Raw genomic sequence first — 11,972 nt, 5'->3', positions numbered from 1 at the left:
TTTTGCTTTTTTAATAGTGTGTGCTCACTTAAAATTTAACGTTGGCGCTTTGTTTTGTTCAGTTTTCAAAGAGCAATATTTTCCATCGCTTATTCAGCGACTTAATTAGTGTAACACCTTTCGAACTTCATGTCAACAACAAGTTTTAATTTCTCTTGCTTGCCTTCACTGTCTCAAGCGGTGTATTTAATATATTAGCACCTGCATGTAGACAAGTCAATTAAATCTTTAAAAATTCTTTGTTTTTTCAAGAACTACCACCTCCTTCTATATAAACACTGTTTCATTTTATTTTGAAGCATAAAGATTTTAATATCCCAAATGCCCAGCCCTGCTAATAAATAAACAAAAACAGAAGGGCAGCTAATTATAGCCACCCTCCTGTTCTTGAATGTTTATTTGTCGATAGAAATTACGTCCACTTCTTCCCTGTCTACATTCCCCGCCTTTTCAATCTTCACACTTTCACCCTCCGAAAGGTTGGTAAAGACGATTGGCGTAATTATAGAAGTTGCATTGTTTTTGACATATTCTAAATCAACTTTAAGCAACGGCTGTCCGCTTGTCACTTTGTCTCCTTGAGCGACAAGTGCTTCGAAGCCTTTGCCTTCCAACTTAACTGTATCGATCCCGACATGTATTAAGATTTCACGTCCAGCATCGGAAACGATACCTATTGCGTGCATAGTCGGGAATAGGTTAACGATCGTACCATCAACAGGAGAAACAACCAATCCTTCCTCCGGCAAAATAGCAAACCCATCACCCATCATTTTTTCAGCAAAGACTGCATCAGGCACTTCCGTAATCGGTTTTAATTCGCCTTTAATAGGTGAAATAAAGCGCTCGGAAACTTCTTCCGTCCGTAAAGGTTTCGGGACGATATCCTCGATTTGTTTTTCCACGCCCTCTTCAGGAGACGCTTCTACTTTACGAGGCCTTTTTCCATCGATAATATCCTTCATTTGCCCTTTGATCGTTTCTGAACGAGGTCCGAAGATCGCTTGGATGTTATTGCCAACTTCCAGCACTCCAGCAGCTCCAAGTTTCTTCAACCTATTTTTATCAACGTTACCGATGTCATTCACCGATACACGAAGACGGGTAATGCAAGCATCTAAGTGAGAAATATTTTCTTTTCCACCCATAGCATCCAAGATATCCCCAGGTAGACTTCCGGCTGTACTTGCAGATCCCCCCGTTTCATCGTCCTCTTCCACTTCACGACCAGGAGTTTTAAGGTTAAACTTCCTTATTGCAAATCTGAATCCAAAGTAATAGATAAGTGCAAAGACTAAACCAACCGGGATAACAATCCAAGCATTGGTTTGAGGATTAATTAAACCAAACAGTACGTAATCGATCAAACCACCCGAGAACGTCATCCCGATTTTCACATTCAGTAAATGCATGGTCATGAAAGATAGACCTGCAAACAGACAGTGGATTCCGAAAAGTACAGGTGCAACAAATAAGAAAGCAAATTCAAGTGGCTCAGTAATCCCAGTCAAGAAAGATGTAAGTGCCGCCGAAGCCATCAAGCCGCCGACTATTTTCTTTCGTTCCGGTCTTGCTTCATGATAAATGGCCAAAGCTGCAGCCGGCAACCCGAACATCATGAATGGATACTTACCAGTCATGAAAGTACCTGCCGTTAAATTCTGTACGCCATCTTTAATTTGCGCCATGAAGATGGCCTGGTCACCTCTGACTGGCGTTCCCCCGCCTTGAGGGATATAGCTGCCAAATTCAAACCAGAATGGCGAATAGAAGATATGATGCAACCCAAACGGAATTAACGCACGTTCCACAACCCCGAACACGAAAGCTCCCAGTGTCAGGTTAGCACCTAACATATTTTCGGAAAATGCATTTAATCCCGATTGAATCGTTGGCCAAATCAAAATCATCAACAACCCAAGAATAACTGCGCTTGCAGCTGTTACAATGGGTACAAAACGTTTACCTGCAAAAAATCCTAAATATGAAGGCAGTTCAATTTCATAAAATTTATTATACATAACAGCAGCCATGACACCGACAATAATACCGCCGAACACGCCAGTTCCCAACGTCGGGATACCCAGAACATTGCTGTACACCGCACCATTATTCTCAATGTCGGCAGCGTCAATTCCAAGGACAGTTCCCATCGTCACATTCATAATCAAGAACCCGATAATCGCCGCCAGCCCGGCAACACCCTCTCCACCAGCTAGCCCAATCGCGACCCCCACAGCAAACAACAAGGGAAGATTCCCAAAAATAATATTTCCGGCATTCTCCATGACCGATGCGATCATTTCAACTCCGCCACTCGCAAGAAACGGGGCGATATCCAATAAAGTCTCGTTTTGCAATGCATTACCAAACGCAAGCAATATTCCGGCCGCTGGTAAAATGGCTACTGGAAGCATCAAGGCTTTTCCGATTTTTTGCAAAACACCAAACAACTTCTTAAACATAGGTTTTCCTCCTCTTTACTGTTTTTCCATGCTAATAAAACGGTTACATTTAATGATGGAATTCATCTTCCCACGCAACAGAGTTCTAATACAAAAAAGGCATAAGCAAAGATAGGATTGAAATGAAAATTCAGGTATATAATACCCTCTTTCATAACAATCATTCTCCTCACTTATGCCTGATCGAATCAGTAACACGTAAGTTAATGTATTTTTATTTTATTTTCTTTTGTAATCGTTGGATATGCATCGTTAGATAGACAGCTTCCGCATCACAAACCGGTTCGCCTAATTTCTGTTGCATAATTTTTATTAGCTTCCATGAGATATTGTAACACAAGGGATATTCTTCTTTCAATAGCAATGCAATTTTTTCAGGTTCATCTACTTTTTCCCCAGCCAACACCCTGTTTATCATGAATCTTAAATGACGGACCAAACGTGTATAGTCAATGCTTTCCTTATTAATTTGTACGTTGAGCTGTTCCTCAACGACTTGGATAAGATGGTAGATTAATTGTGAGTGTTGATTGACTTCCGATAAGTCTTTATTTGCTATTGCACTATGAATATGAAGCGTAATAAAACCGATTTCCCCTTGGGGAAGGCCTATGCCTGTCTTATCCTGAATTAAGTCGATTACATCAACAGCAATATCATGTTCAAACGGATAAAGGGTTATCGTTTCTTTCAAGAATGGATTTTTGATTGTCATTCCTTGTGAAACACGCTGAAGGGCGAACAGTAAATGATCAGTTAAACCGACATGTATATGTTCATTGAGTTTTCCAGTTACTCGATCGTTAATGAGATGAATGGATTCTATGATGGCAGCTTGAAGACTTTGATCGATCTGCGGTAAAAGTTTTTTATAACTTTCCTGTTCCTTAACATTTTTTAGAACGAATGTTTTTTCCGCAAGTTCCGGACTTAATTCTTCGCCTTTCTTTCGGTTAAAGCCTAAGCCCTTTCCAATAGAAACTACTTCACCATACGACGGATGCGTGGCAATCACCACATTATTGTTCAAAACCTTTTCAACGATAAAACCATTCATTTTTCTCCCTCATTTTTTCCCAAAGTCATCCCAATGCCCCATACAGGATAAAGTACTTAGTACTTAGTCCTTTTACTATACACGATAAGACCTTTCTCTTACAACATGAAAGAAGAGCCCCAAAATCAGGGCTCTTCTAACTTACTCGCATTATTACTTCAAGAAAATGAAATATAGAAGGAAGACGACTCCAAGTCCCCACATGATTGGGTGAACTTCTTTAGCCCTTCCTTTCATCGACATGGTGATAGGATAGAAGATGAATCCACAAGCTATCCCTGTCGCAATTGAATATGTCATAGGCATCATGATAACGGTAAAGAAGGCTGGAACCGCAATTTCAAACTTCTGCCAGTCAATGTTTTTAAGTGAAGATGCCATTAATACTCCGACTATAACCAATGCCGGCGCAGTCACCGCAGATGTCACCACTGAAAGAAGCGGGAAGAAGAAAAGGGATAGGACAAACAGTAAACCTGTTACTACAGCAGCAAATCCACTTCGAGCACCAGCAGCAACACCTGATGTAGACTCTACATATGATGTAGTGGTGGATGTACCAAGAATTGCACCTGAAACGATGGATAATGAATCAGCTAGTAATCCTTTTCCCACTCTAGGAAGTACATTATCCTTCATCAGTCCAGCTTGTTGCGCAACAGCCACTAACGTACCGGCTGTATCAAAGAAAGCTACGAACAAGAAAGTCAATATCACGATTAACATTTGACCAGTGAAGAGATCACCGGGATTTCCGAGGGCATCGAACGCAACCCCGAATGTTGGCGCTATGCTAGGAACGGCACCGATTATTTTCTCCGGCACCGGAACTTGTCCAAAGATCATTCCTGCAATGGCCGTAATGACCATTCCTATGAACACGCCGCTTTTGACGCCTTTCGTCATCAAAATGACGGTTACGACAATTCCGAACACAGCCAATAAAGTATTTCCTGATGTCAAGTCGCCCAGTCCGACAAGTACACTGTCATCATTCGTGATGATTCCAGCATTCTGAAACCCTACAAAAGTAATGAATAAACCGATACCGGCTCCGACAGCGTATTTCAATTCGACCGGAATTGCATTAATGATTTTCTCACGTATTCCCGATAGGGAAAGCAAAACGAAGATTATACCTGAAATCAATACCCCCGTTAAAGCTGTCTGCCAAGGAATCCCAAAACCAAGTACAACGGTAAAAGCGAAGAAAGCATTCAATCCCATGCCCGGGGCAAGCGAGATTGGATACCTGGCTATAATTCCCATCAATATCGAGCCAATTGCGGCAGCTAAGGCGGTAGCGGCAAAAACCGCTCCGTAGTCCATTCTCAATTCATCCGGATAGTCCTCAATGCTTTGTAAAGTCAGCATCACAGGGTTAACAACCAGGATATATGCCATTGAAAGGAACGTAGTTAGTCCGCCAAGTATTTCACGGCGATAATTAGTTCCCAGCTCATTAAACCGAAAATAGTTTTTCATTATGAGTCTCCCCTATCATAAAATCATAAGCCAACAGAAAATGCCCCATTCACTTTTGAACGGGGCTTGACTGCGGTCATGTAAAGAAGTGGCGGTTTATCCATAACTCGCCAATCCATACACATCGTAGTCAAGCCGTTCACGGCAGCTTGGTAGAAACTTTTGGGCCATATCCCCAATATTATACGACAATTATGTTTTTTTATTATTATAGGTATAGTGTACCAATCACTAAAATAATCGTCAATATACCAAACGAATATCTTTTATGTAATTTTAGGCAATGTTCGCTTTTTGCTATATATCCCTTACTTATTATGGCTATATATTCGCCAACATACGGGAAATGTAATTAATCTACATATTCAAATATTATTTTAACCAAAAAAAAATCAGTGAAGGAAAATTCCTTCACTGATTGGATGATCAATCTTCTATTCCCACTCGATAGTTGCAGGCGGCTTAGACGTAATGTCATACACGACGCGATTTACATGGTTTACTTCATTAACGATTCTCGTCGAGATGATTTCAAGTACATCCCATGGGATTCTCGCCCAATCGGAAGTCATTCCGTCAATGGATGTAACCGCTCGGATCCCGATTGTGTAATCGTACGTACGGGCGTCGCCCATTACTCCTACACTACGGATGTTAGGAAGCACTGTAAAGTACTGCCAAATTTCACGTTCCAAACCATTCTTTTTAATTTCTTCACGTAAGATATGGTCAGACTCACGAACGATTTCAAGTTTTTCATCTGAAATTTCGCCTAATACACGAATGCCTAAACCAGGACCTGGGAATGGTTGACGCCAAACGATTTCATCTGGAATGCCCATTTCACTTCCAAGTGCACGCACTTCATCCTTGAATAAAGTGTTCAATGGCTCGATCAATTTAAATTGCATATCTTCCGGCAAACCGCCAACGTTGTGATGCGATTTAATTGTTTGTGCAGTAGCCGTACCACTTTCAATAATGTCTGTGTAAAGTGTTCCCTGAGCAAGGAAATCAATGCCTTCGAGCTTCGTTGCTTCGTCATCGAATACGTAGATGAATTCGTTGCCGATGATTTTCCGTTTTTGTTCCGGATCTGAAACGCCAGCAAGTTTCGATAGGAAACGTTCTGATGCATCGACCTTGATTACGTTCATATTGAAGCCCTCACTGAATGTTTCCATTACACCTTCGGCTTCTCCTTTACGTAGTAACCCATGATCAACGAAAATACATGTTAACTGATCGCCAATCGCTTTATGAATCAAAACAGCAACAACGGATGAATCCACTCCGCCGCTCAATGCGCATAACACTTTTTTATTTCCGACAGTTTGACGGATTTTCTCCATCTCGACTTCAATGAAGTTCTCCATTGACCAGTCACCTTTGCAACCACAAACGCCGAATACGAAATTTTTCAAAATGTCATTTCCATAAACTGAATGACGGACTTCCGGATGGAATTGTACGGCATACAATTTACGTGACTCGTCACTCATGGCCGAAATTGGGCAAGATGGGTTCGTTCCATCAATCTTGAAACCTTCAGGCGTTTCCACCACTAAATCACCATGGCTCATCCAGACGATTTGTTCTTTCGGCAGATCACTGAATAACTTGGACTCATTTTGGATGGCAAGTGCCGCTTTTCCGTATTCACGGTTTTTCGCTGGTTCCACTTTTCCGCCAAAATGTTTAGTCATAAGCTGCATGCCATAACAAATACCGAAAATCGGTAGGCCCATTTCGAATATGCGTTCATCACAACCAAATGCAGTTGCATCATAAACACTATTCGGGCCCCCTGAGAATATTATTCCCGTTGGGTTCATTTTCTCGATTTCCTCTACAGTAATTGTATGAGGATGAAGCTCACTGTACACACCAAATTCACGGATACGACGAGTGATCAATTGGTTATATTGGCTTCCGAAATCAAGTACTACGATCATTTCCTGGTTCTTTTGCAATTCTGTTTTCCCCGGCACAAACGTCACCTCTATTAATGTAATTCACTCATAAAATCGAGTGATACTTTCTTATAAAAAATATTATCATAAAAAAAGAAAAACTAAAAATCCACCCTCAAAAATACACAAAAAGTATAGACGAAGGCAGATTTTCAGCTTTCCTGTTAAAATCCGCCTTCATAGTCAAATCATTTACGGTGATTCGGTAGAAACTTTCGATCCATATTATCGAGGATATATGAAGGATATATTAGTTTAAGTTAGTTTTTGTTATTGTATCAATATAATAAAAACCTGGTCAAGAGCTAGTTTTTCTCATTAAGCTTTCCCAACCCTTTTGAAAGTGTTTCCATTCGCCATCTTCCACGTCTCCACGATATATCATTAACTCGTATGCAGCCGTCAATTCACTCATCTCATCTGTATCGTACACTACATCCACATAGGCGGCATACTCCCTTAAAGTTTGCCCCTCCGGTCGAACTAAACCTGCTCGCTTTAATTGTTTCAGTAATATTAAATATGCTGTCGTAAAACGAGCACCTGATTTGTTTCTATAATGAAGAATCTGCAGATATGGAATCCACTTCCTTCTGGAAAAATAACCTATTGAAGCAAGAATCATTACACTTAACAGTGTGATGGCAGTCCATTTTAAGAGCCCTTCCATGCCCCCAATACCCATTTTGCCTGATGATTGAGTTTCCCTATCGGGTGTATTCTGGCGTTCCCTGATCTCTTTCTTTGTTTGTCCTTCCTTAGTTGGGCCAGAGTTCTTGATCTCTTCCTGTTTCAATTCCGAATCGTAAAATTCAACTTCCCCATCGAAACCCTTTGTCGGCTCAAAGGGGACCCAGCCTATCCCTGAAAAATAAACCTCGGCCCAGGAATGTGCATTATTATTGGTCACCTTATAAACAGATTCACCATCATGGATTGATTTTTCCCCTTCCGTATAGCCCTTTACCCACCTGGCAGGTATATTGGCGGCACGAAGTAAAACGACCATTGCACTTGAATAATTATCACAATACCCTATCTGCGTCTCGAATAAAAATTGATCGACATAATCTTGATTTGTCTCTGGATACGGAATATCGTCCTTTGAATAAATGAATTCAGGTCCGTCAAAATAATCCTCTATTGCTTTTGCTTTATCGTACCAATTCGATTCATTTTTTGTAAGTCGGGATCCCAATTCGTAGATCCGGTTTGGCAATCCCTCTGGAAGCTGTGTGTTTTTTTCCATTAACAAATCCATCGATTCGTCAGGTTCTGTGGTTTTCCTTAACTCAGCTATATCAAAACTCGGCATATCATAGACCAGCTCATACTCTTTCATGACCAGTCTTTCGCCATTTTCCCGTTCAGAAATGACCTTGTCCATACCCTGATAATATTTGAAATCGATTCCGCTTTTGGCCTCAATCTTTTTTAAATACCCGGACTGCGGATGAATTATATGGGAATATGATTCCGACATGGACAGTTTTGCTGTCATTTCTTCTGTTTTAACCACTTTAGGAACGTCATAAATATTTAAAGATGCCATATCCTGACCGTTGGAAAAAGAGTGAAAGTCCTTTTCCAGTATGGAAACCCATCCTTTCCCGGTATAAACATCCTTGTTCTCCACTTTCCAATAATGTCCTGCAGGTGCATTATTATAAAAAACGGTGGAACTATCTGGCTCTATCGAACCGCCAAGATCCGAATCGTCTTCATCATATCCGACACTTTTCCCCTTCGAACTACCGTCTTCTTTCAGGGCTTTATCAGAATAAGAAGTAATATAAGGCACTGGGTCCGGCCACTGCGGAGAGAGTTTTGGGGCACCGAAACCAACAAGGACACTTACCGATATCATTCCGGTCAGCATCAAGATCCATTTATTTATGGAAACCATCGGAAACCTAATCATCTCCTGTATCGCTAGACGCAGCAGGGACAACAAACCGAGCATCAAGAACCCGATGCTGATGATTCTTATCATTGCCTTATCCCCCACATAGGGAGTGAATGTATCTAGTACAGAAATGAAAATCACCGTTAACATAAAAAAGAAAAAGATGCTTTGCCTCACCATCACCCAGTAATGGATCAAATACGATACAAGCCAAAGAAGGGTAAAAAACAGAAACGTCCGAAATGGATTTGTTATCAATTCCCAATTCCCATCGTATATATACCCTAGGTTTCCCGAAAAATCCACTAGAAATCCTTTCAACCATGATAATTGAAATAAAGCGGTTTTCGAATGAAGGAACTGTAAAGAAATCATTATATAAGCACTAATGAGAATAAACCGGATTGACCAATGCACGCGGAAATAGTGCAGCAGTAAGGAAAAAATCAAAAATAGAACAAAAATGATGATATTCCCTGTATCTGTGAGTTTATCGACAGGCCTTAACCACTCAGTGATCAACAACAGACCAAATATATATAGGAGGACATGCATGAACCTTTCCAACTTTTCGGTAGTGACTTTCATTCCGCCATCACCTCTGAAAAATCAACCTTTAGTTGGCCATGTTCAAAAAAGCTAACCTTTATCCCCCTCGAGACTGCTGTAGATCTTGACACTTTTTCCTCATCAGTAAGATCTGCCGGTTTCTTCACACATAACATCAATCCATTATTAGCAAGGGAAGCACTCAACATGTCCACCTTTTCTAAGGTTAAGTCTGCAACAATGAATATCACAGCAGCGTTTGCCGGAAGGATCCCCTTCCATATCTTTTCGTCCAATGCGTTTACCTCACTTGGTTCTTCTTTAGCAAGTCGGTAAAAAATCTTTCGTCTATGGTTATTGCCTGCTCCTGTCGGTATGATTACCCTCGATCCCATACTTGCATACCCGATTTCCATGCCTTTTTTTAACATGGCATGTGCAATGGAAGCCGTCATTACAATGGATTCTTCAAATAAATCCGAAGGCTTATTATCAAGCATGATGAATAAATCCCGGTTTTTCTGCACTTCGAATTCCTTCGTCATGATTTCACTCGTTCTAGCCGTCGCCTTCCAGTTAATCCATGACAACTGATCGCCTGGCTGATACTTCCTTACCCCGGAGACCACTGAATGTTCCCGTTGTGTTTTCTTTGTTGAACCCACCGCCCCCTGATTGAACACTCGATCAAGATCATTGTAGGCAAGCTCATGATATGGAGGGAAAACAGTTATTTTCAAAGGTGAGCTATATATCGCCTCCTTTTCAAAGAGCCCGAAAAAATCCCCTATCCTGAAGCGGATCGATTGAAACGAATGTTCTCCGCGTGGCAAGTTTTCCAATGTATATGACATACTGAAGGTACGCTTGAACCCCGGAAAGATCATTATTTTCCTTTGGAATCCGCTATCTTCCATCCTCTGAGGCAATTCCTCCTCTACCAACATAAATAATAGGGGCATTAGGTTTTTACGGGTAAATGTCAAGACTATTTCAACAGAATCGCCTGGATAGCATTCCCGTTTATTGCTCTTTCTCTCAACGGTAAAGGCATGCAGCGGATAAAACAGCAGAATCGCAGCGTAAGTAGAAAATGGCAAAAACGAATAAAAAATAAACCAACTGACAAAACCACCTTGAAACATTGCAAAGCAAAAGGTAACGGCCATGAGTGATACCAGTCCGATCACACTCATATTTCCCCTTGAAATGCTGATGAATTTACCCATTAAGTCACAACCCGCTTTACAGGCACTTGAGTCATCGCGACAATTTCATGTATCACCATCCCGGCATCGAATCCATCATAATTCGCTTCAGGTTTCAAAATAAGCCGGTGGGAGAATACGAATGGAACTAAATATTGAACATCATCCGGTAGAACATAGTCCCTGCCCTGGATCAAAGCGTATGCTTGGGCTGCCTTCATCAACGCTATCGATCCACGCGGGCTTACCCCTAAATAAACCCCTTCATGCGTACGGGTTTGATTCGCCAATTCAACAATATAACGTTTTATTGTATCATCCACTATCACCGCTTTTACCTCTGCCTGTAATGATATCAATTCATCTATGGTGATGACGGATTCCAGCTCTTCAAGAGGTGCCATATATTGAGCCCTATGAAGTACCTCTATCTCTTCTTCCACACCTGGATAGCCAATGTTCATTTTTAATAGGAATCCAATTGGGCCTCTGGAAGCGGATATGTTCCCTCGTACTCAATGGGATTTTGTGTCGCCATTACGAAAAAGGGCTTATCCAATCCTCTTGTGATACCATCAATCGTCACACTTGCCTCTTCCATGGCTTCAAGCAAGGCAGACTGCGTTTTAGGCGAGGTCCGGTTAATTTCATCGGCTAAAATAATATGGCCCATTATCGGTCCTGGCCTAAAAATGAATTCTTGTTCCTTAGGATTAAAGATTGAAACACCCGTTACATCAGAAGGCAGTAAATCAGGCGTGAATTGTATACGCTTAAAGCTTGCACCAATTGATTTTGCCAGTGCCCTTACCATGACTGTCTTTCCCACACCCGGAACATCCTCCAATAAGACATGTCCACCGGAAAGAAGTGCCACGATGCTTAATTCTGCTATATCCCGTTTTCCGACAATCACCTTTTCGATATTACCCAGAACCATTTCAAGTTTCTGATTGACCTGCTTATAACTCATTCTCTACCTCCTGAGATTTCCCTATCACCATTTCATATCTTTTCTATATCAATGCCAACACGCTGTTTACATTAAGATCCAATTAAACCTTACATTGTAAGTTTACTAGATATTCAGTAATCCATAAACGAATTTCTCTAAATATATTAATACCGCTTAATGAATAAGGTTTGGCAAACTGTTGCTAATAGGTGCTGCCTTGTCAGCTTATTAGGGAATTCGGTTTAAAACCGAAGCTGTTTCCGCAATTTTTTCTACTAAAGATACATAGATGCCCGATGCCGGCCAAACCTCTTGGTCGGATTTTTGTTTTGCTGCAAAAAGCGATACGGAGGTCATTCACCCAACTAGATGAA

General features: G+C 41.1%; 6 protein-coding genes, 1 pseudogene and 2 riboswitches. All 7 genes and pseudogenes read right to left on the bottom strand.

Annotated features, from left to right (window positions below):
* Positions 1–395: 395 nt before the first annotated feature.
* Positions 396–2,465 carry a glucose-specific PTS transporter subunit IIBC gene (ptsG, locus tag N9I19_RS14540; RefSeq protein ID WP_284468950.1) on the bottom strand — a complete coding sequence of 690 codons (2,070 nt, stop codon included), beginning with the start codon at positions 2,463–2,465 and terminating at the stop codon, positions 396–398.
* A 214-nt stretch (positions 2,466–2,679) separates the two neighbouring features.
* Entirely contained in the window at positions 2,680–3,522 is an 843-nt protein-coding gene (gene glcT, locus N9I19_RS14535; protein WP_284468951.1) for a glucose PTS transporter transcription antiterminator GlcT, read from the bottom strand.
* 153 nt (positions 3,523–3,675) lie between these two features.
* Entirely contained in the window at positions 3,676–5,007 is a 1,332-nt protein-coding gene (locus N9I19_RS14530; protein WP_284468952.1) for an NCS2 family permease, read from the bottom strand.
* Positions 5,008–5,114: 107 nt separating this feature from the next.
* Positions 5,115–5,216, bottom strand: a riboswitch (purine riboswitch).
* 225 nt (positions 5,217–5,441) lie between these two features.
* A complete protein-coding gene (guaA, locus tag N9I19_RS14525; RefSeq protein WP_061461258.1) occupies positions 5,442–6,998 on the bottom strand; it encodes a glutamine-hydrolyzing GMP synthase in 1,557 nt (518 codons plus the stop codon).
* A gap of 142 nt (positions 6,999–7,140) precedes the next feature.
* A riboswitch (purine riboswitch) is annotated at positions 7,141–7,242 on the bottom strand.
* A gap of 36 nt (positions 7,243–7,278) precedes the next feature.
* Entirely contained in the window at positions 7,279–9,474 is a 2,196-nt protein-coding gene (locus N9I19_RS14520) for a DUF4129 domain-containing transglutaminase family protein (protein WP_317778189.1), read from the bottom strand.
* Positions 9,471–10,664: a DUF58 domain-containing protein gene (locus N9I19_RS14515; protein ID WP_317778188.1), complete on the bottom strand. Its 1,194-nt coding sequence runs from the start codon at positions 10,662–10,664 to the stop codon at positions 9,471–9,473. The genes N9I19_RS14520 and N9I19_RS14515 overlap by 4 nt, the downstream gene beginning before the upstream one ends.
* A pseudogene (locus N9I19_RS14510) lies at positions 10,664–11,616 on the bottom strand (AAA family ATPase). The gene N9I19_RS14515 and the pseudogene N9I19_RS14510 overlap by 1 nt, the downstream one beginning before the upstream one ends.
* Between the last annotated feature and the right edge of the window lie 356 nt (positions 11,617–11,972).

Source organism: Peribacillus sp. CSMR9, from assembly GCF_033141925.1.
GTDB lineage: Bacteria > Bacillota > Bacilli > Bacillales > DSM-1321 > Peribacillus > Peribacillus simplex_A.
Note: the sequence above shows the minus strand (reverse complement) of the source record. Positions and strands in the feature narration are given on the sequence as shown.

What these genes read in the sequence shown, in the direction of transcription:
- glcT (WP_284468951.1), bottom strand. Translation starts at nt 3,522, where the DNA reads ATGAATGGTTTTATCGTTGAAAAGGTTTTGAACAATAATGTGGTGATT.
- N9I19_RS14530 (WP_284468952.1), bottom strand. Translation starts at nt 5,007, where the DNA reads ATGAAAAACTATTTTCGGTTTAATGAGCTGGGAACTAATTATCGCCGT.
- ptsG (WP_284468950.1), bottom strand. Translation starts at nt 2,465, where the DNA reads ATGTTTAAGAAGTTGTTTGGTGTTTTGCAAAAAATCGGAAAAGCCTTG.
- N9I19_RS14520 (WP_317778189.1), bottom strand. Translation starts at nt 9,474, where the DNA reads ATGAAAGTCACTACCGAAAAGTTGGAAAGGTTCATGCATGTCCTCCTA.
- N9I19_RS14515 (WP_317778188.1), bottom strand. Translation starts at nt 10,664, where the DNA reads ATGGGTAAATTCATCAGCATTTCAAGGGGAAATATGAGTGTGATCGGA.